Here is a 20,696-nt window from a genome sequence, read left to right as displayed (position 1 = left end):
CGAGAGGAGCACGCGCCGTGCTGAGCATTTTCGGCCGTGCGCCGGTCTCGAAGGTGACCGCCCCGCTCGGGCGCGCCCTCAACAGCACCGGACTGACCCCCAACTCGGTGACGATCATCGGCACCGTCGTCACCGTGACCGCGGCGGTCACGATGTACCCCGCCGGCTACCTGTGGTGGGGCTCGATCGTCATCACCCTGTTCGTCCTGTTCGACATGCTCGACGGTGCCATGGCGCGGGCTCGGGGTGGTGGTACCAAGTACGGTGCCGTCCTCGATGCGACGTGCGATCGAGTGGCCGACGGTGCGATCTTCGGCGGATTGGCCTGGTGGGCCGTCTATTCCGAGCAGGACAAGCTGCTGCTGGTGGCCACCCTGATCTGCCTGGTCACCTCGCAGGTCATCTCGTACGCCAAAGCCCGCGCCGAGGCCAGCGGCCTGTCAGCGGACGGTGGTTGGATCGAACGACCGGACCGCCTCGTCATCGTTCTGGTCGGAGCTGGGCTCACCGGTGTCGGAAGACATTTCGACATTCCGTGGCTGGACAGCCTGATCTACCCGGCCATGTGGATTCTCGCCGCCCTGAGCATCGTCACCGTGTTCCAGCGCGTTCTCGCAGTTCGTGGATCCGAGGGTGCCCGTGACATCATCGTGCCTCCGGTGGCACCGGCACCCGACGACGGCGACGTGGCCGCGTCGTGAATCTCTCCGACAGAGCGAGCGACGCCGGCTACGCGGCCGGTTGGCGCCTGGTCCGGTCTCTGCCCGAGCCGGTGGCACGACGCCTGTTCGATCGCGGCGCAGACTTCGCGTCGACGCGCAACGGCGGCCCGGATCAGTTGCGTCGCAATCTCGCTCGCGTCCTGGGAACCACTCCCTCCGAGGTACCCGACGAGCTGATTCGCGACAGCCTGCGCTCCTATGCTCGATACTGGCGCGAGGCGTTTCGGTTGCCGTCGATGGATCTGGCCGCGCAGGCCGCCGTCATCGATCGGTGCGTGAACGGCAAGGAACATCTCGAGGGTGCGCTCGCGGCCGGTAAGGGAGTGGTCCTGGCTCTGCCGCACAGTGGCAATTGGGACATGGCCGGAATGTGGCTGGTGCGCACGCACGGAGGACTCTCCACCGTTGCCGAACGGCTGAAGCCCGAATCCCTGTACCAGCGATTCGTCGCCTATCGAGAGAGCCTGGGCTTCGAGATATTCCCGCTCAGCGGCGGCGAGCAACCGCCTCTGCTCGCACTGTCCGAGAGACTGCGCCAGAACAAGGTCGTCTGCCTGCTCGGCGAGCGGGACCTCGCCAAGCACGGGGTGCCGGTCACCTTCTTCGGTGAACCGACCCGGATGCCTGCGGGCGCGGCGAAACTCGCGATCGACACCGGGGCGACGCTGCTCCCGGTGCACGGCTACTTCGACGGCGACGGCTGGGGATTCGACATCTCGCCCGCAGTGGATGTCTCGGCCGGGGTCGGGCCTGCCACCCAGACGTTGGCCGATCATTTCGCAGCCGGAATCCGAGCCCATCCGGCGGATTGGCACATGCTGCAGCCGTTGTGGATGAGCGACTGGTCGGCCGATCGACGCGCCCGAATCGAGGGCGCGTGAAGATCGGCATGGTGTGCCCGTACTCGTTCGACGTTCCCGGTGGAGTGCAAGCACATGTTCAGCAGTTGGCCGAGGTGTTCATCGAACGCGGGCATCGCGTCAGTGTCCTGGCTCCGGCGTCCGACGATGTCGAGCTACCGGACTTCGTGGTGTCGGCGGGCGAGGCTCTCGCCATTCCGTACAACGGATCCGTCGCACGGCTGCGATTCGGACCGATCACGTATTCTCGAATCCGGAAGTGGATCTCCGACAACGACTTCGACGTGCTGCACATCCACGAACCGAACGCGCCGAGCCTGTCGATGCTGGCGCTCAAGGCCGCGGACGGCCCGATCGTGGCGACCTTCCACACCTCGACGACGAAGTCCCTGGTGCTCAGCACCTTTCAAGGAGTGCTGCGTCCGTACCACGAGAAGATCAGCGGCCGTATCGCCGTGTCGGAACTCGCCCGGCGCTGGCAGGTCGAGGCCCTCGGCTCCGACGCCGTCGAGATCCCCAACGGAGTCGACGTGCCCGCATTCGCCGATGCCCCTGTGCTGGAAGGCTATCCACGCGCCGGTCGCACGGTGCTCTTCCTCGGCCGTTTCGACGAACCGCGCAAAGGAATGGCAGTCCTGCTCGGCGCTCTGCCCACACTCGTCGAATCCCACCCCGACATCGAGATCCTGATCGTCGGCCGTGGCGACGAGGACAAGCTACGCAAGGACGCGGGCGCACTCGCGTCGCACCTGACGTTTCTGGGGCAGGTCGACGATGCGACCAAGGCATCCGCGATGCGCAGCGCCGACGTCTACTGCGCACCGAACCTCGGCGGTGAGAGCTTCGGCATCGTCCTGGTCGAGGCCATGGCCGCCGGAACACCGGTGGTGGCAAGCGAACTCGACGCATTCCGACGGGTCCTGCGGGACGGCACGTGCGGACTCCTCGTTCCGATCGACGACTCCGCTGCCCTCGCCGTCGCCGTCTGCTCGATCCTCGGCGACGATGCCGTCCGTGCACGTCTGGTCGACGCCGCCTCCGTGGCTGTCACCACCTACGACTGGCCCGTCGTCGCCGAGCAGATCCTGCGTGTCTACGAAACCGTCACCCTCGGGGGCCAGAAGGTGCGGGCAGCGAACTGATGACCTTCTCAGCGCTCACGATTCTGGTACTCGGGCTGATCGCCGTACTGATCCTCGTCGTCGGCCTGTGGGCCTACGGAACGGCGAACCGACTCGACCGCCTACACGTGCGCACCGACCTCGCCTGGCAGGCGCTCGATGCAGCACTCGCCCGCCGGGCCGTCGTCGCGCGCGCGGTGTCCGCGGCGACCCGGGACTCGGCCCCGTCGAGCAGAGAACTCGCTGCGTTGGCCGATCGGGCCGAACGCGTCGACCGGTCACAGCGTGAAGAGGCCGAGAACGCGGTGTCCATGGCTCTGGCCGTCGTCGAACCGAACGACTTGCCCCCGCAACTGGTCGCCGAACTGGCCGACGCCGAGGCCCGCGTGTTGATCGCACGACGGTTTCACAACGACGCAGTTCGCGACACCCTTGCCCTGCGCGTCAGACGTCCCGTCCGTTGGTTGCACCTCGGCGGAACCGCGGCACTGCCGTCGTACTTCGAGATCGCCGAGCGGTCTGCTGCCGCGACGTTCGGCAGCGAGAACCGCGCCACCCCGAGAACGTCCGCGCGGGTGGTGCTGCTCGACGAGCGCGGTCGCGTACTGCTGCTGCGCGGACACGATCCGACGGTTCCCGACACCTTCTTCTGGTTCACCATCGGTGGGGCAGTGGAGAAGGGCGAATCGCTCCGCGAGGCAGCGGTGCGGGAGGTACACGAGGAGACCGGCCTGACCATCGCTCCGGCCGACCTGCGCGGTCCGCTGTGGCGTCGGGTTGCGACGTTCCCGTTCAACGGAACTCTGATCCGCTCGGAAGAATTGTTCTTCGCGATCCGGACGCAGGAGTTCGAACCGCACAGTGCTGGTTTCACCGATTTCGAACGCCGCACCGTGACCGGCCATCAGTGGTGCACCGAGGCCGACATCCGTGCGCTGAGCGCGGTCGGCGAGAACGTCTATCCCCAGGACCTGGCGGAACTGCTCGACGAGGTCAACGTGGCTCTCGCTCGACGCGGTGATCCGGACGTGCGCGCTATCCGCTAGCGATCTGGACCCTTTTCGAGCAGTCCAGCAATCGTCAAGTGGTTATGGGAAACCGTCGCGTCGAGGCCTACAGTTCTGGGCGCGACTTCGCGCCGCGTGCGATCGTCCTCGGTTACCGCGGCTGAGCGTGGTCGCGTGTATCAGTCCGGAGCACCGGTTCGGTGCCCAGAACACAGGAGTCGGCTTGAGTACCCCACACGCATCCACTACACCCGCTGGATCCGCCGAAGGCGGGGCGGCCGAGAACGGAATCGGCACCGCACGCGTCAAGCGAGGAATGGCCGAGATGCTCAAGGGCGGCGTCATCATGGACGTGGTCACCGCCGATCAGGCCAAGATCGCCGAAGACGCAGGAGCCGTGGCCGTCATGGCACTCGAGCGCGTCCCCGCCGACATTCGCGCGCAGGGCGGGGTGTCGCGAATGAGCGATCCCGACATGATCGACAGCATCATCTCCTCGGTCAGCATCCCGGTGATGGCGAAGGCCCGCATCGGCCACTTCGTCGAAGCGCAGATCCTGCAGAGCCTCGGCGTCGACTACATCGACGAGTCCGAGGTGCTCACCCCGGCCGACTACGCGAACCACATCGACAAGTGGAACTTCACCGTTCCCTTCGTCTGTGGTGCCACCAACCTGGGTGAGGCAATGCGCCGAATCACCGAGGGCGCGGCCATGATTCGCTCCAAGGGCGAGGCCGGAACCGGCGACGTCTCGAACGCGACGACGCACATGCGCAAGATCCGTGACGAGATCCGTCGCCTCACCTCGCTTCCCGAGGACGAGCTGTACGTGGCGGCGAAAGAACTGCAGGCCCCGTACGACCTCGTCGTCGAGGTCGCCCGGGCAGGCAAGCTGCCCGTCACCCTGTTCACCGCGGGCGGCATCGCCACTCCCGCAGACGCGGCGATGATGATGCAGCTCGGTGCCGAGGGCGTGTTCGTCGGATCGGGAATCTTCAAGTCCGGCAACCCCAAGGAGCGCGCCGAGGCGATCGTCAAGGCCACCACGTTCTTCGACGACCCCGATGTGCTCGCCAAGGTCTCGCGCGGTCTCGGCGAGGCGATGGTCGGAATCAACGTCGACGACCTCCCAGTCGGACACCGTCTCGCCGAGCGCGGTTGGTGACGGTTTTCGATCAGTTGCGTTCGAGGGCCGGGCGGTCGGGATGGTCCCAGCGGACCAGGAAGTCCGGCCGCCCGGCCGCGTGGTCGAGGCCGTCGTAGTACTCGAGCAGCGGGGCGCAGGTCCACTGATCGTCGGCGCTCGTTCTGCGGCGTAATGCGCTGCCGGACAGGCGTAGATGCACCGACAGATCGACGTCCAATCCGCGGCCGAGCAGCATCGGTCCCGCGATCAGGACTATCTGATTCGTTGCTGCCGAGGCGCTGCGGGCTCGCGCCGAACGATCGGTGGCCTCATCCCACAGTCGCGGCAGGAAGTGACCTCCGCCACCGGGGCGTAGTGGGGCGATGACCTCTCTGACGAGGGCGTCGTAGTCGAACCACAGTGTGCGATAGCTCAATTCGTCGGTGCGCGAGTACTCGAATCGAATGGACGCAGGTCGGACGTAGTCGTGCAGGTCGACGACGGCAGCCGGACGGCCCAGAGAGCGGGCGTGTTCGGCTGTGCGCGTGGCGAACTCGACCGGCCGCGCGGCATCCGCGCCGTCGATCACGACGATCGATCGGGCACCGTCTCGGCACGAATCGACGATCGACTCGACGAGAAGGTCGGGAAATATCGGCATCGGTTGACCCACGCCGACCATCTTGCCTGGTCCGATCATTGTTAGCCTGAGCCGTTGTCACAGAAAGGTGGACACCAGCCATGGCCAGCATCGAGGACATTCTCGAATTGGAACGGATCGAGAACGACATCTATCGGGGACGGACCTTTCCTTCTCGGCTGCCCCGTACGTTCGGCGGTCAGGTTGCGGGCCAGGCGCTCGTTGCTGCGGTGCGCACGGTGGCCCCCGAGTTTCGTGTGCACTCGCTGCACGGCTACTTCCTGCGTCCGGGCAATCCGAACGAGCCGGCGGTGTTCATGGTGGACCGGATTCGCGACGGACGGTCGTTCTGCACCCGCCGCGTCACCGGCATTCAGCACGGCAAGGCGATCTTCACGATGTCCGCCTCGTTCCACGGCGACGACGACGGCATTTCGCACCAGGACGTCATGCCCGAGGTCGTCGGGCCGGACACCCTGCCCGATCCCACCACCCTTGCCGAGTACGACCACTCCTACTACAAGGAGTGGTCCGAGTGGGATATCCGTCTCATTCCCGAGGACCAGACCGTCAAGCATCCCAGTTTCGCTGCGCAACAACGTGTCTGGTTCCGCTACCGCGACACCTTGCCCGACGACCAGGTCTTCCATGTGTGTGCGCTGGCCTACATGAGCGACATGACGCTGCTCGGATCGGCCAAGGTTCCGCACCCGGACGCCGTCACTCAGACGGCCTCGCTCGATCATGCGCTGTGGTTCCTGCGGCCCTTCCGGGCCGACGAATGGTTGCTCTACGACCAGACGTCTCCGTCGGCAGATTTCGGGCGGGCGCTGACGCAGGGACGAATCTTCGACACGTCAGGCCGGTTGGTCGCCGCGGTGGTGCAAGAGGGGTTGATGCGTTACGAGCGGGACCCCGACGCGCCCCATGTCGATCCCTTCGGCCGCAAGTGAGCGCTCCGACCATCGGTGTTCTCGCCCTGCAGGGCGACGTTCGCGAACACCTGGCTGCGCTCGAATCGAGCGGTGCGCGCGGTGTCACGGTGCGTCGGCCCGCCGAGCTCGCGCAGATCGACGGACTCATCGTCCCCGGCGGGGAATCGACGACCATGAGCAACCTGCTCGGCGTGTTCGACCTTCTCGATCCACTGCGTGCTCGGTTGGCCGAGGGACTGCCCGCCTACGGTTCGTGCGCGGGCATGATTCTGCTGGCCTCCGAGATCCTCGACACCAGGCCCGACGCCCGGCATCTCGATGCGCTCGACATCACCGTTCGGCGAAACGCCTTCGGCCGTCAGGTCGATTCCTTCGAGACCGATCTCGATGTCACCGGCGTCGACGGCGGACCGGTGCGGGCGGTGTTCATTCGCGCGCCTTGGGTCGAGCGGGTGGGCGAGGATGTCGAGGTGCTCGCCACCGTGCCGCACGGCCCGGCTGCCGGACGCGTGGTGGCCGTTCGCCAGAACTCCGTCATGGCGACGAGCTTCCATCCCGAGGTCACCGGGGACGATCGCGTACACGCACTCTTCGTCGACATGGTACGACGCCGCTAGAATCCCTCGGCGGTCGGTCGGTGCCGAGCGCGGTACCGGGCGAGTAAAGTCGACAACACTGATTTCGAGCAGGAAGGGGCCCTATCGCATGAGCGGCCACTCAAAATGGGCCACCACCAAGCACAAGAAGGCGGTGATCGACGCCCGACGCGGCAAGTCTTTCGCCAAGCTCATCAAGAATATCGAGGTGGCGGCCCGCACGGGTGGTGGTGACCCGACGGGCAATCCGACCTTGTACGACGCCATCCAGAAGGCGAAGAAGACGTCGGTCCCCAACGACAACATCGAGCGCGCGCGCAAGCGCGGAGCGGGCGAGGAAGCCGGCGGTGCCGACTGGCAGACCATCATGTACGAGGGCTACGGTCCCAACGGTGTCGCTATTCTGATCGAGTGCCTCACCGACAACCGCAACCGCGCCGCGGGCGAGGTACGCGTGGCGATGACCCGCAACGGTGGGAACATGGCCGATCCGGGATCGGTGTCCTACCTGTTCTCCCGTAAGGGCGTCGTCACCCTGGAGAAGAACGGGCAGAGCGAGGACGACGTGCTCATGGCCGTCCTCGAAGCCGGTGCCGAGGAAGTCAACGACAACGGCGATACGTTCGAGGTCGTCAGCGAGCCGACCGACCTGGTCGCGGTGCGCACCGCGTTGCAGGAGGCCGGAATCGACTACGACTCGGCCGAGGCGAGCTTCCAGGCATCGGTCAACGTCCCGGTCGATGCGGACGGTGCACGCAAGGTGTTCAAGCTCATCGATGCCCTCGAGGACAGCGACGACGTCCAGAACGTGTGGTCCAACGTCGACCTCTCCGACGAGGTCATGGCCGAGCTCGACGACGAGGACTGACGCCCCTCGCATCCGACGACGTGTTCGACCGGGTGTCGTATCCCTGATCCAGCGGTGGGCTCCGCTACGCTATCGAACAACAGTTCGTAAGCGGAAGGTGTGGTGGCGTGCGGGTGATGGGTGTCGACCCCGGTCTCACCAGGTGTGGGCTCAGTCTGATTGAGGGTGGTGTTGGCCGAACGGTGGTCGCCCTCGATGTCGATGTGGTGCGAACGCCTGCGGACATGGATCTGGCGCAGCGGTTGCTGGCGATTTCCGAGGCCGCGGAGTACTGGCTCGATACCCACAAGCCTTCGGTGGTGGCCATCGAGCGAGTCTTCGCCCAGCACAACGTGCGTACGGCCATGGGTACGGCCCAGGCCGGTGGCGTCATCGCCCTCGCGGCGGCCAGACGCGGCATCGACGTCTGCTTTCACACTCCCAGTGAGGTCAAGGCCGCCGTCACGGGCAACGGCTCGGCCGACAAGGCTCAGGTGACCGCGATGGTCATGCGCATTCTCGGTCTGCAGACGGCACCGACTCCCGCCGACGCCGCCGACGCGCTGGCCCTCGGCATCTGTCATTGCTGGCGAGCGCCCATGATCGCCCGCATGGCCAAGGCCGAGGCCATGGCCGCCGAACAGAAACGCAAGTACGACGCTCGTCTGGCCGAGGAGCGCAAAGCTCGCGCCGTCGTGGCACGCAGGATCGAGAAAATGGCCAAGAAGGAGGCGGGCGCCCGATGATCGCGTCGATCAGGGGCTCGGTGTTCGACATCGCGCTCGATCACGCCGTGCTCGAGGCTGCGGGCGTCGGGTACCGCGTCAACGCCACGCCGGCCACGTTGGCCACTTTGCACCGGGGGAGCGAAGCGACCCTCCTGACGACCATGATCGTGCGCGAGGATTCGCAGACGCTGTACGGATTCCCCGACAAGGAGTCGCGGGAGCTGTTCGAGTTGCTCCTCACCGTGACCGGCGTCGGCCCGCGGATCGCCATGGCAACTCTTGCCGTACACGAGCCCGACGCACTGCGAACTGCGTTGGCCGACAGTGATATCGGAGCACTGACCAGGGTTCCCGGTATCGGTAAGCGCGGCGCGGAGAGAATGGTCGTCGAGCTGCGCGACAAGGTCGACGCAGTGGTCGGACGCGCAGGAAGCGCGGCCGTGCCGGGATCCGGAGTCGGCAACTCGATGCGAGACCAGATCGTCGAGGCGCTGATCGGTCTCGGATTCCCCGTGAAACAGGCCGAGGAAGCGACCGACGCGGTGCTCGCTCAGCAGCCCGAGGCCACGACATCGACCGCGTTGAGGTCGGCGCTGGCATACCTCGGAAAGTCCAGGTAGGCCCGGGTGACCGAGGAAGATCGGTTCGCAGAATCCCAGGTCGGTGCGGACCCGATGTCCGACGACCTGGATGTCGAGACGAGTCTGCGTCCGAAGAACCTCACCGATTTCATCGGTCAACCTCGGGTGCGGGAGCAGCTGCAGCTCGTGTTGTCGGGTGCCAAGATGCGCGGCGGAACCCCCGATCACATCCTCATGTCCGGGCCGCCGGGCCTCGGCAAGACCAGTATGGCGATGATCATCGCCGCCGAGTTGGGAACCTCGCTGCGGCTCACGTCGGGTCCGGCGCTCGAGCGGGCAGGCGATCTCGCAGCGATGCTCAGCAACCTGGTCGAAGGCGACGTGCTGTTCATCGACGAGATCCATCGCATCGCTCGCCCGGCCGAGGAGATGCTGTATCTGGCGATGGAGGATTTCCGCGTCGACGTCATCGTCGGCAAGGGGCCGGGAGCGACGTCGATTCCACTCGAGGTCGCACCGTTCACCCTCGTCGGTGCCACCACCAGGTCGGGTGCGCTCACCGGACCGCTGCGCGACCGGTTCGGATTCGTGGCGCACATGGATTTCTACGAGCCGAACGAACTCGAGCGCATCCTCATGCGGTCCGCGGGAATCCTGGGTGTGCCGATCGATCGGGACGGATGCGCGGAGATCGCCGGGCGCTCGCGTGGCACCCCCCGTATCGCGAACCGATTGCTCCGCCGAGTCCGCGACTACGCGGACGTGCGCGGCGACGGCACCGTCACTCAGGACACCGCGAAGGCCGCCCTGGTGGTGTACGACGTCGACAAACTCGGGCTCGATCGACTCGACCGCGCCGTACTGAGCGCGCTTATCCGGAGCTTCGGCGGAGGGCCGGTGGGTGTGTCCACGCTGGCCGTCGCCGTCGGGGAGGAACCGTCGACGGTCGAGGAAGTGTGCGAGCCGTTCCTGGTACGTGCCGGAATGATCGCCCGTACCCCCCGCGGGCGCGTCGCGACCGCTGCTGCGTGGCAACACCTCGGTCTGACGCCGCCACCGGATCTCGCGGTGGGTGGAATTTCGGTCCGATCCTCGGAGGTCCAGCAGGGATTATTCGAATGAATCGGGCACAACAGGACACGAACGGACCGGACCGGTTCCAGGTAATGGCACACTGGGTAGCTGCGAGGCCCGCACCGGCGACGCTCTCGCACGAGACAATGACGTATTTCGAACCCGACTTCGAGGACTGACCTTCCGATGGATTTGCTGTTCCCGCTGCTGATCGTGGCACTTCTGGTACCGCTGTTTCTCAATGCGCGTCGACAGAAGAAGGTGTTGGCCAAGACAACGGAAATGCAGGACTCGCTGAAGATCGGTGACGAGGTGGTCACCACCGCAGGCCTGTACGCCCGAGTGGTCCTGGTCGAGGACGACACCATCGATCTGGAGATCGCCGACGGCGTGATCACCACCTGGTCGCGTGCAGTGGTACGTGAGGTTCTGCCCGACGACTCCGAGTTCGACGACACCGACCTCGACGCCACCACCGAGTCGGACATCACGGCGCTCGGCTCGAACGACACCGCTGGACCGTCGCTGAGCAAGGCGGACGTGAGTCGGCCGGACGAGACCATCGAGCAGACGTCGAAGAGGCTGGAAAAAGAGTGAGCAGGATGTGATCGAAACCGCTGTCGGAGACAGTATCCGGCAGCGGTTTTCTCTGCGGTGACCGATGTGGTGCACAATCGCACCGCTCATCGCCGACACATCGGGCCGCCAGGCCCTGCAGGAACCGACACTTTTCATCGCCCAGAGGAGAAACACACACCGTGGCACCTTCCAGCGGACCGGTGCAACCCGCCCGCTATCTCGCCGTTTTCGCGGTGCTGATGGCAGCGGTGTACGCCATGGTCTTCTTCACCGGAGACAAAGACCCCTCGCCGAAGTTGGGAATCGACCTGCAGGGCGGCACGCGCGTGACACTCACCGCGCGGACACCCGACGGCAACGCGCCGACGCAGGACAGCCTGAAGCAGGCGCAGCAGATCATCGAGACTCGTGTCAACGGTCTCGGTGTCTCGGGCTCCGAGGTGGTCATCGACGGCGACAATCTCGTCATCACGGTGCCCGGCGACGACAGCTCCCAGGCGCGCACTCTCGGGCAAACGGCGCGACTGTTCATTCGACCGGTTCTGAGCTCGGTAGCTCCGTCGGCAGGCGAGGGAGCAGGTTCGCAGCAGGCCCCGGTCGACCCGGCCGCGCCGGTCGATCCTGCTGCACCGGCAGACCCTGCTGCTTCGGCCGATCCGGCTGCGCCCGCAGACCCGGCCACTCCGCAGAACCGGGTGTTCCCGGCGCAGGATCCGACCACGGTCGATCCGGCTCCCGCCCCCACCACCGATGCGCCCGCCACCGACGCACCGGCGGCAGACGATCCCGCCACCGACGCGAACCTGTCCGACGCCGAGCGCGCAGCGCAGGAGATCGCCGACGCCAAGACGCTCCGACAGAGCGAGGATCCGCAGATCCAGCAGCTGGCCATGCAGTCCCTCGATTGCAACGCCGCCGACCCGCTCGCAGGCAACGACGATCCGGCGCTTCCCCTGGTGGCGTGCTCGACCGACGGAACAGCGGTCTACCTGCTGGGTCCGACGATCATCGACGGCCAGCAGATAGCCGACGCGACCTCCGGCTTCGACAGTCAGCAGGCCCAGTTCCAGGTCAGCCTGACGTTCGACACGGACGGCTCGAACACCTGGGCTCAGTTCACCGCGGCCAATCTCCAGAAGCAGGCCGCGTTCGTACTGGACTCGAAGGTGATCAGTGCGCCGGTCATTCAGGGGGCCACCCCTGCAGGCAGCGCCACCTCGATCACCGGCAACTTCAACAACCAGACCGCGTCCGAGCTCGCCAACACCCTCAAGTACGGCTCCCTGCCGCTGTCCTTCGTGTCCTCCGAGGCCGAGACGGTGTCGGCAACGCTGGGCTTGGCCTCTCTGGAAGCCGGACTGCTGGCCGGTGCCATCGGACTGGCTCTGGTGTTGGTCTACTGCCTGCTCTACTACCGGGCCCTCGGGCTGCTCACTGCGCTGTCGTTGGCGCTGGCCGGTCTCGTCGTCTACGGAATCATCGTTCTGCTGGGTCGATGGATCAGCTTCACGCTCGACCTCGCCGGCATCGCCGGCCTGATCATCGGTATCGGCATGACCGCTGACTCGTTCGTCGTGTTCTTCGAGCGCATCAAGGACGAGATCCGGGAGGGCCGCAGCTTCCGATCGGCGGTTCCTCGCGGTTGGGCACGCGCACGCAAGACGATCCTGTCGGGCAATGCGGTCAGCTTCATCGCCGCCGCAGTGCTCTACGTGTTGGCCGTCGGTCAGGTCCGCGGCTTCGCGTTCACGCTCGGGCTCACGACGATCCTGGACATCATCGTCGTGGTGCTGGTGACGTGGCCGCTGGTGTACCTGGCGTCGAAATCCACGTTCTGGTCCAAGCCGTCCGTCAACGGTCTCGGTGCCGTCCAGCAGATCGCGCTCGAACGCAAGCGCGCAGCCAACAAGGCACTCGCCGTCAAGACCGGCGCTGCGCCGTCGAAGGAGGCATGACATGTCGGACACGACCACGTCGACCCCATCGCCCCTCGACGACTCGGGTGTCGATCAATCCGCCCAGCCCAAGCACAGCTGGTTGTCCAGGCTGTACACCGGTACCGGTGCCTTCGACATCGTCGGTCGTCGCCGGTTCTACTACATCCTCACCGGCGTCATCGTGCTGGTGTGCCTGCTGAGCTTCGTCGTCCGCGGCTTCACCCTCGGTATCGATTTCGAGGGCGGAACGCGGATTGCGCTGCCCGCGGCCGACAACATCACCACCGAGCAGGTCGAAACCGTGTACGACGACTCGCTCGGCATGCCGCCGGTGTCGGTGCAGACCGTCGGTTCGGGTGCCGCAGCAACGGTGCAGATTCGCTCCGAAGCACTCGACCCCGCCGAAGTGGACACCCTTCGCCAGGCGTTGTTCGAGGCATTCCAGCCGCAGGACAACTCCGGTACCGCGACCCCCAACGCCATCAGTGTGTCCGACGTCAGTGAGACGTGGGGTAGCCAGATCACCCAGAAAGCCCTGATCGCACTCGTGGTCTTCCTGGTGATCGTCAGCATCTACATCGGTGTCCGATACGAGCGAGACATGGCGTTGGCGGCGCTGGCCGCCCTGGCATTCGACCTCCTCGTGACCGCAGGCGTGTACTCGCTCGTCGGGTTCGAGGTGACGCCTGCAACCGTGATCGGCTTGTTGACGATCCTCGGTTTCTCTCTGTACGACTCGGTGGTGGTGTTCGACAAGGTCGAGGAGAACACTCGCGGCATCCTCAACCTGCATCGCAAGACGTACGCCGAACAGGCCAACCTGGCCGTCAACCAGACCCTGATGCGCTCGATCAACACCACCGTGATCGGTGTCCTCCCGGTGATCGCACTGATGATCATCGCGGTGTGGCTGCTCGGAGTGGGCACGCTGAAGGACCTGGCTCTGGTACAGCTGGTCGGCATGATCGTCGGTGCCTACTCGTCGATCTTCTTCGCCACTCCGTTGCTGGTGACGCTCAAGGAGAAGTGGGGTCCCGTCGCAGCTCACACGCGCAAGGTCCACTCCAAGCGTGCCGAAGCGGCAGCTCGTGCAGCAGGCCACGCTCCGGAACCGGTGGCCGTCGGTGTGGCCGCCCCGAAGGCGTCGGCTCCGCAGCCGGGCAACCGGCCCACCGGAAAGCGAAACAAGAAGCGACGGTAGATGTCCATCCTCGACAGGGACGGAGAGTGCACGTGAAACGACGGTGGAGCGCGGCACTGGTGGCAGCGAGTGTCGGTGCGGTGTCCATCACTGCGTGCTCGTCGCCCGAAGACAAGGTGCCCTCGATCGGCTATTCCTTCGACAACGTGGTCGACACCTACAACGCGAGAACCGTCGACGGCGCGGCGTCGGGAGCCCGGCAGGCGTTCACTCGGGTGCAGGTGGGCTTCAGCTATCTCGGGCCCGAGGGAGACGCGTTGTCGGACAACGACATCGGAACCGTGTCCGTGGTTCCCGGCGACACCCTGACCGTGCAGTACTCCATTGCCCCCGCGGCGACGTACTCGGACGGTGCGCCGATGGCCTGTGACGATCTGGTGTTGGCGTGGGCGGCGAACAGTGGAAAGTTCGCCACCGACCGCCCCCTGTTCGACGCGGCGTCGACGGCCGGGTACTCCGACATCGAGCGCATCGATTGCGTCCCGGGGGCCAAGGAAGCGACGGTCGTCTTCGCGTCCGGCCGCAGCTACCAGAACTGGCGTGCCCTGTTCGGAGCCACCGACCTGCTACCGGCACATGTCGCGGCTCGAGCAGCGGGCGTGCCGAACGTCGTCGATCCCATCCTGGCCGAGGACGACGACGTGGTGACCCGTATCGCCGACTTCTGGAACACCGGCTGGACCCTGACACCGGGCTCGATCGACCTGTCGCTGCTGCCCTCGGCCGGCCCCTACCGCATCGAGTCCTACACCGCCGAGGACGGTCTCGTGCTCGTGGCGAACGACGCCTGGTGGGGAAACCCACCCCAGACCCAGCAGGTCGTAGTCTGGCCCAAGGGCACCGACCTGGCCGCGAAGTCCGCGGACGGATCGTTGGACGTGATCGACCACGGTGCCGGTGCCGTCGACCTCGGGACCACCGAGGGATTCACGACGACCGAGGAACCGTCGCGGGGCGTCGAGCAGTTGACGTTCGCCACCCAGGGGGTCCTGGCCGATGCGAGTGCTCGTCGAGCAGTGGCCGCGTGCATCCCGCGGTCGGACCTGTTCGACACTCTGGGTCACCCCGGTTTCGAGGCGGAGGCGGCGGGTCTGGGTTCGGGCGTCGTCGACTCTCGTCTCGTCCAGCCCGACACGCTCGAGTATCCGTCGGTCGCAACGGTGGTGGGCGATCGATACCAGCGCTCGGACCTGGACCAGGCGAGCCGAGAACTCGAGGCTGCGGGCGAGAATGCTCTGACCGTTCGTGTCGGCTACCGGGGACCGGACGCGCGCCGCGCCCAGGTGGTGAGTCGCATGGCTGCCGATTGCGCGGCTGCGGGCATCACCGTCGAGGACGCGAGCTCACCGGACTTCACACCGTCCGCACTGGCCGCCGGGGCTGTCGACGCCGTGCTCGGTAGCAGCGGATCCCTTCCCGGACCGTCGGGTTCTGCCGCCGCGGTCACCGCACGGTATTCGTTGCGGACGGGAATCGGCCTGAACGTCGGCGGATACAGCAACGGCAGGATCGATTCCATCGTCGATCAGTTGGCGGTGACCGACGACCCCGAGCGAGTGCTGGCTCTGGCCACCGAGGGTGAGAACATCCTGTGGAACGACATGCCGTCGCTTCCCCTGTACAACGAGCCACGGACCACCGTCGTCAGCGACGGCATGCAGGACGTGGTGCCGAACCCGACGGCCGCAGGTGCCGGTTGGAACATGGATCGGTGGGTGCTTCTTCGATGAACGACGTGGACGAGCGAGCGGGTGCTGCCGCCGCGGTGACCAGGCTGACGCGGTGGGTCGACGACTTCCCCGTCGCGGGCGTTCGCTTCGGCGATCTGACGCCGGTGTTCGCGGACGGACCGGCGTTGCGCAGTGTCGTGTCGGAGCTGGCGCAGGGTTTCGAGGACGTCGACCTGGTGGCGGGTATCGATGCGCGGGGGTTCCTGCTCGGTGCCGGAGTTGCCCTCGAACTCGGGTGCGGTGTGCTGGCGGTGCGCAAGGCGGGCAAGCTGCCGCCTCCGGTGCATTCACGGTCGTACGAACTCGAGTACGGAACCGCCGCACTGCAGATCCCGACTGCGATCGACGTGGCCGGAAAACGAGTGCTCGTGGTCGACGACGTGCTGGCGACCGGCGGTACCGTCGATGCAACGGCTCGGTTGTTGACCGAGCAGGGAGCGGTGATCGTCGGTGCCGCTGTCGTTCTCGAGATCGCCGTTCTGGGCGGGCGCGACAAGTGCAGTGGCTACCCGCTCGGCTGCCTGGTTCGAGTATGAGGACTAAAGTCTCTGTCACAATGCGTTGACGTTTCGACGACAGCGCGGAATGTGTGGCAGGAGGTGATGAGAGTGACCCGATACATCGATCAACCCTTGCCCGACGGGCCTGCCGTCCCCGAGCGGCCCGTAGTTGCCGATCGGACCGGAGTTACCGATCGGACCGGAGTCGACGTCGTCACGACCGACGAGTCCGCGGCCGGCGGTGTCCGTCCGGCCGTCGACGCTCCGGTTCCCCACGGTCCGGTTCCCCACGACCCGGCGGCGACCGATTCGCAGGCTCCGTCCGGAACCCGTAATTCGGCACCCGTTCCCACCTCCGCGTCGAGGCGGGTCCGCGCACGCCTGGCGCGCCGCATCACCGCTGGGCGCAGCGCGGCGGTCAAACCGGTGCTCGAGCCACTCGTCAGCCTGCACCGTGAGCTCTATCCCAAGGCAGACCTGACGCTGCTGCAGCGTGCATACGACGTTGCCGACGAGCTGCACGCCTCGCAGATGCGCAAGTCCGGCGATCCCTACATCACGCATCCGCTCGCCGTGGCCAACATTCTGGCCGAGCTGGGGATGGACACGACAACGCTGGTTGCAGCTCTGCTGCACGACACGGTCGAGGACACCGGATACTCGCTTGCCAAGCTGACCGAGGAGTTCGGCGACGAGGTGTCCCATCTCGTGGACGGGGTGACCAAGCTCGACAAGGTCGTACTCGGAACCGCAGCCGAGGGCGAAACGATCCGCAAGATGATCATCGCGATGGCGCGAGATCCGCGGGTGTTGGTCATCAAGGTCGCCGACCGGTTGCACAATATGCGCACCATGCGGTTCCTTCCCCCGGAGAAGCAGGCGCGCAAGGCCAAGGAGACGTTGGAAGTCATTGCGCCGCTTGCCCATCGGCTCGGAATGGCCACGGTCAAGTGGGAGCTCGAAGACCTGGCGTTCGCGATTCTTCATCCCAAGAAGTACGACGAGATCGTGCGGCTCGTCGCCGATCGGGCACCGTCCCGCGACACCTACCTCGAGAAGGTTCGGGCCGAGATCAACGCGACGCTCGCCGCGTCGAGAATCAGCGCGGTCGTCGAGGGTCGCCCGAAGCATTACTGGTCGATCTACCAGAAGATGATCGTCAAGGGTCGCGACTTCGACGACATCCACGACCTCGTGGGCGTCCGAATTCTGTGCGACGAGATCCGTGACTGTTACGCCGCTGTCGGCGTGGTGCATTCGCTGTGGCAGCCGATGGCGGGCCGTTTCAAGGACTACATCGCACAGCCGCGTTACGGCGTCTACCAGTCGCTGCACACCACGGTGATCGGACCGGAGGGCAAGCCCCTCGAGGTGCAGATTCGTACGCGCGACATGCACCGCACAGCCGAGTTCGGCATCGCGGCACACTGGCGGTACAAGGAGACCAAGGGCAAGCACTCGCAGGACAACGCCGAGGTCGACGACATGGCGTGGATGCGCCAGTTGCTCGACTGGCAGCGAGAAGCCGCCGATCCGGGGGAGTTCCTCGAGTCGCTGCGCTACGACCTCGCGGTCAAGGAGATCTTCGTCTTCACCCCCAAGGGCGACGTCGTCACCCTGCCTGCCGGATCGTGCCCGGTCGACTTCGCGTACGCCGTGCACACCGAAGTGGGACATCGCTGCATCGGCGCGCGGGTCAACGGTCGACTCGTCGCCCTGGAACGGACACTCGACAACGGTGAAGTGGTCGAGGTGTTCACCTCGAAAGCTGCCACCGCAGGCCCGAGTCGGGACTGGCAGGGATTCGTCGCCTCACCGCGAGCCAAGACCAAGATTCGCCAGTGGTTCGCCAAGGAGCGTCGCGAGGAAGCCCTGGAGGCAGGCAAGGACGGCATCGCCAAGGAGGTCCGTCGAGGCGGACTTCCCCTGCAGCGCTTGATGAATGCCGAGTCCATGTCGGCGATCGCGCACGAGCTACGGTACGTCGACGTCTCCGCTCTCTACACCGCGGTCGGCGAGAATCACGTATCCGCTCGCCACGTGGTGCAGCGGTTGGTCGCCCATCTCGGTGGAGTCGGCGACGTCGAGGAAGAGCTCGCCGAGCGGTCGACACCGTCGACCATTCCCACTCGACCCCGTCAGGTCGGCGACGCGGGCGTGCTGGTCACCGGTGCCGAGGGCGTCGTCGCGAAACTTGCGAAGTGCTGTACGCCGGTGCCGGGAGACGAGATCCTCGGATTCGTCACCCGTGGTGGATCGGTGAGTGTCCACCGCACCGACTGCACCAACGCACGATCGCTGGAAGAGCAGTCCGAGCGGTTCATCGAGGTTCAGTGGGCACCGTCGGCGTCCTCGGTGTTCCTGGTCGCCATCCAGATCGAGGCACTGGACCGTCACCGACTGCTCTCCGACGTCACCAAGGCGCTCGCCGACGAGCGAGTCAACATTCTCTCGGCATCGGTTGCCACGTCCGGGGACCGGGTGGCGATCAGCAAGTTCACGTTCGAGATGGGTGACCCGAAGCACCTCGGGCACGTGCTGAACGTCGTGCGCAACGTCGAGGGCGTGTACGACGTGTATCGGCTGACGTCGGCCGCCTGAGCGGTCCGGAGAACGACGAGAGGGTGAGCAGAGAATCTCTGCTCACCCTCTCGTCGTTCTATCGGAGCTACACCGTTGCCGATTCCACGATCACCGGAGTCGCCGGTGCGCCGTCTTCCGAGCCACCGGTCACCCCGCCCGCTGCGATGGCGTCCAGGGTTTGCAGACCGGCGTCCGAGATGGTGCCGAACACCGTGTATTGCGGCGGCAGCACCGAATCGGCGTACACCAGGAAGAACTGGCTGCCGTTGGTGTCGGGGCCGGCATTGGCCATCGCCAGCGTTCCGCGAGGGTAGACCACCGGGTTCTCGGCCTGCGCCGGATCGTCCGTGTACGCGGTGGTGGGGTACTCGTTGGCGAAGGTGTATCCCGGTCCGCCTCGACCGGAACCGGACGGGTCACCGCACTGCAGTACCTCGAGGCCCGGTGACGTCGTCAGTCGGTGACAGGGTGAGCCGTCGAAGTACCCCTGCTCGACGAGGCTCACGACACTGTTGACCGTGCACGGTGCTGGTGTCCGGTCCAGTGTGATGCCGATCGGACCTGCAGTGGTGGACAACGTCACATCGACGGTTCCGTACACGTCGACGTTGTCGGTAGCCGGAGCGGTGACCTGCTTGACGGCCGGAGACTGCTCCGGATACGAGCAGGAGACCGTGTCGGTCGTCGGCTGCGGCACGGGCGGCAGAGCCCCGAAACGGGACAGATCGAGTGCAGGCCGCGGCGCGGGTGCCTCGGTTGTCGTGGTGGTCGTCGACGACGGCGTGGTGGCCGGCGCTGCTGCCGGTTCGGCCGAACCGGAACACCCTGCGAGAACCAGCGCGGTGGCCGAGATCGCGATCGTCAGAGCCGAGGTGCGGTTCACAGGTCGCTCAACATGGACGTGATGTCGACCGGTTCGGCGGGGGCTCCGTCGGACGCGCCGCCTTCGACTCCCTTGGCCGCGATGGCGTCGAGGGTGGCGAGTCCGGTCTCGTCGATGGTGCCGAACGCGGTGTAGGCGGGCGGCAGTTCGGAATCGCCGTAGACGAGGAAGAACTGGCTGCCGTTGGTTCCCGGGCCCGCATTGGCCATGGCCAACGTTCCACGTGGGTAGGAGATCGGGGTCTGCGCGGCAGGGTCGCCTTCGGCGAACGTATCTGTGGGGAATTCGTCGGCGAACTGGTAGCCCGGTCCGCCGGAACCGGTGCCGGTGGGATCGCCGCACTGGAGAACCTGCAGACCCGCGCCCGTGGTGAGTCGATGGCAGGTGGTGCCGTCGAAGTAACCCTGATTGGCGAGCGAGACGAAACTGTTGACCGTGCAGGGAGACTCGGGGTTGTTCAGCGTCAGACCGATGTTTCCCGCAGTCGTGGTCATGCTGTAGCTCAGCGGCTCGTCGCTGGTCGGCACGTTGTCGGTGCGCGGGGGAGTGTTCGGCTTGGCCGCAGGCCCCGCCGCGGCGGGGTAGGAGCAGTTCACCGTCTCGGGCAACGGCTCGGTGCGTCCGGCTGCGATGATCGAATCGGCGGGTGCCGACGTCGAGGATTCCTGGGCGGTACTGGCATCGTCGTCACCGCGGGTCACCACGAACACGACCGAGACGACGGCCACCACCGCAACGACGCCGAGAATGGAACCGGCGATCGTCAATTGCTTACGACGCCGGGCTCGTTCGGCACGGCGTACGAGTTGGCGTTCGAGCTTTCGTTTGGCAGCCTCGCGCCGTTGCTCGTTGCTGGGCAATTCGTGTTCCTCCCGCTTGTCGAAAAACGACCTCGCCCGCTCGCTGCACGGACCGATCGTGTGGTAACCGGCCGAGAATCGGCCAACGCGAGTTTGCCATCACTGCCTGAGAGCATGCTGGGGGGACCCGACGGGATCGGCCCCACTAAGCTTGTTCGGTACTTCGGCCTCAGCCATTTAGGAGCG

General features: G+C 66.0%; 20 protein-coding genes. 17 read left to right on the top strand and 3 right to left on the bottom strand.

Features of this window, described 5'->3' with window-relative positions:
* Positions 1-17: 17 nt before the first annotated feature.
* From pgsA to pdxS, 5 genes are all read left to right on the top strand, one after another.
* Complete coding sequence (gene pgsA, locus CH306_RS22380; RefSeq protein WP_032397954.1) at positions 18-701, top strand: phosphatidylinositol phosphate synthase; 684 nt, start codon at positions 18-20, stop codon at positions 699-701.
* Positions 698-1,603 (top strand): phosphatidylinositol mannoside acyltransferase, encoded by a 906-nt coding sequence (locus tag CH306_RS22375; protein WP_094647962.1) that lies wholly within the window; start codon positions 698-700, stop codon positions 1,601-1,603. The genes pgsA and CH306_RS22375 overlap by 4 nt, the downstream gene beginning before the upstream one ends.
* Positions 1,600-2,724: a glycosyltransferase family 4 protein gene (locus tag CH306_RS22370; protein WP_032397956.1), complete on the top strand. Its 1,125-nt coding sequence runs from the start codon at positions 1,600-1,602 to the stop codon at positions 2,722-2,724. Before CH306_RS22375 ends, CH306_RS22370 begins: the two co-directional genes overlap by 4 nt.
* Positions 2,724-3,749, top strand: coding sequence for an NUDIX hydrolase (locus CH306_RS22365; RefSeq protein WP_032397957.1), 1,026 nt, complete (start codon positions 2,724-2,726; stop codon positions 3,747-3,749). Before CH306_RS22370 ends, CH306_RS22365 begins: the two co-directional genes overlap by 1 nt.
* A gap of 184 nt (positions 3,750-3,933) precedes the next feature.
* Positions 3,934-4,875 (top strand): pyridoxal 5'-phosphate synthase lyase subunit PdxS, encoded by a 942-nt coding sequence (gene pdxS / locus CH306_RS22360; protein ID WP_082073976.1) that lies wholly within the window; start codon positions 3,934-3,936, stop codon positions 4,873-4,875.
* A gap of 10 nt (positions 4,876-4,885) precedes the next feature.
* On the opposite strand, the gene CH306_RS22355 is transcribed toward pdxS, so the two are convergent.
* On the bottom strand, positions 4,886-5,497 hold the full coding sequence (locus CH306_RS22355; protein ID WP_094648027.1) for a hypothetical protein: 612 nt from the start codon (positions 5,495-5,497) through the stop codon (positions 4,886-4,888).
* Between the two features lie 80 nt (positions 5,498-5,577).
* Here CH306_RS22355 and CH306_RS22350 point away from each other — a divergent pair, with 80 nt between their 5' ends.
* From CH306_RS22350 to CH306_RS22295, 12 genes are all read left to right on the top strand, one after another.
* A complete protein-coding gene (locus tag CH306_RS22350) occupies positions 5,578-6,429 on the top strand; it encodes an acyl-CoA thioesterase (RefSeq protein ID WP_045195353.1) in 852 nt (283 codons plus the stop codon).
* A complete protein-coding gene (pdxT, locus tag CH306_RS22345; protein ID WP_094630048.1) occupies positions 6,426-7,028 on the top strand; it encodes a pyridoxal 5'-phosphate synthase glutaminase subunit PdxT in 603 nt (200 codons plus the stop codon). The genes CH306_RS22350 and pdxT overlap by 4 nt, the downstream gene beginning before the upstream one ends.
* Before the next feature lie 88 nt (positions 7,029-7,116).
* Positions 7,117-7,875: a YebC/PmpR family DNA-binding transcriptional regulator gene (locus CH306_RS22340; RefSeq protein WP_032397960.1), complete on the top strand. Its 759-nt coding sequence runs from the start codon at positions 7,117-7,119 to the stop codon at positions 7,873-7,875.
* A 107-nt stretch (positions 7,876-7,982) separates the two neighbouring features.
* Positions 7,983-8,600 carry a crossover junction endodeoxyribonuclease RuvC gene (gene ruvC, locus CH306_RS22335; RefSeq protein WP_032397961.1) on the top strand — a complete coding sequence of 206 codons (618 nt, stop codon included), beginning with the start codon at positions 7,983-7,985 and terminating at the stop codon, positions 8,598-8,600.
* Positions 8,597-9,202 carry a Holliday junction branch migration protein RuvA gene (gene ruvA / locus CH306_RS22330; RefSeq protein WP_045195348.1) on the top strand — a complete coding sequence of 202 codons (606 nt, stop codon included), beginning with the start codon at positions 8,597-8,599 and terminating at the stop codon, positions 9,200-9,202. The genes ruvC and ruvA overlap by 4 nt, the downstream gene beginning before the upstream one ends.
* Before the next feature lie 54 nt (positions 9,203-9,256).
* Positions 9,257-10,285, top strand: coding sequence for a Holliday junction branch migration DNA helicase RuvB (ruvB, locus tag CH306_RS22325; RefSeq protein ID WP_045199784.1), 1,029 nt, complete (start codon positions 9,257-9,259; stop codon positions 10,283-10,285).
* A gap of 138 nt (positions 10,286-10,423) precedes the next feature.
* Positions 10,424-10,834 (top strand): preprotein translocase subunit YajC, encoded by a 411-nt coding sequence (yajC, locus tag CH306_RS22320; protein WP_094630047.1) that lies wholly within the window; start codon positions 10,424-10,426, stop codon positions 10,832-10,834.
* Positions 10,835-10,995: 161 nt separating this feature from the next.
* Positions 10,996-12,771, top strand: coding sequence for a protein translocase subunit SecD (gene secD / locus CH306_RS22315; RefSeq protein WP_179272742.1), 1,776 nt, complete (start codon positions 10,996-10,998; stop codon positions 12,769-12,771).
* Between the two features lies 1 nt (position 12,772).
* Positions 12,773-13,954 carry a protein translocase subunit SecF gene (gene secF, locus CH306_RS22310; RefSeq protein ID WP_094630046.1) on the top strand — a complete coding sequence of 394 codons (1,182 nt, stop codon included), beginning with the start codon at positions 12,773-12,775 and terminating at the stop codon, positions 13,952-13,954.
* A 26-nt stretch (positions 13,955-13,980) separates the two neighbouring features.
* Positions 13,981-15,684, top strand: coding sequence for an ABC transporter substrate-binding protein (locus tag CH306_RS22305; protein WP_094647961.1), 1,704 nt, complete (start codon positions 13,981-13,983; stop codon positions 15,682-15,684).
* 5 nt (positions 15,685-15,689) lie between these two features.
* On the top strand, positions 15,690-16,220 hold the full coding sequence (locus tag CH306_RS22300) for an adenine phosphoribosyltransferase (protein ID WP_373453533.1): 531 nt from the start codon (positions 15,690-15,692) through the stop codon (positions 16,218-16,220).
* Positions 16,221-16,292: 72 nt separating this feature from the next.
* Positions 16,293-18,785, top strand: coding sequence for a RelA/SpoT family protein (locus tag CH306_RS22295; protein ID WP_179272741.1), 2,493 nt, complete (start codon positions 16,293-16,295; stop codon positions 18,783-18,785).
* Positions 18,786-18,852: 67 nt separating this feature from the next.
* Here the strand turns inward: CH306_RS22295 and CH306_RS22290 are convergent, their stop codons facing one another.
* Together CH306_RS22290 and CH306_RS22285 are read right to left on the bottom strand one after the other, a co-directional pair.
* On the bottom strand, positions 18,853-19,650 hold the full coding sequence (locus CH306_RS22290) for a peptidylprolyl isomerase (protein ID WP_045195339.1): 798 nt from the start codon (positions 19,648-19,650) through the stop codon (positions 18,853-18,855).
* A complete protein-coding gene (locus CH306_RS22285) occupies positions 19,647-20,510 on the bottom strand; it encodes a peptidylprolyl isomerase (protein ID WP_094630044.1) in 864 nt (287 codons plus the stop codon). The genes CH306_RS22290 and CH306_RS22285 overlap by 4 nt, the downstream gene beginning before the upstream one ends.
* Between the last annotated feature and the right edge of the window lie 186 nt (positions 20,511-20,696).

Source organism: Rhodococcus sp. 15-725-2-2b (genome assembly GCF_002259075.1).
In the GTDB taxonomy this organism is placed as follows: domain Bacteria; phylum Actinomycetota; class Actinomycetes; order Mycobacteriales; family Mycobacteriaceae; genus Rhodococcoides.
This window is presented reverse-complemented; position numbering and strand designations above follow the sequence as displayed.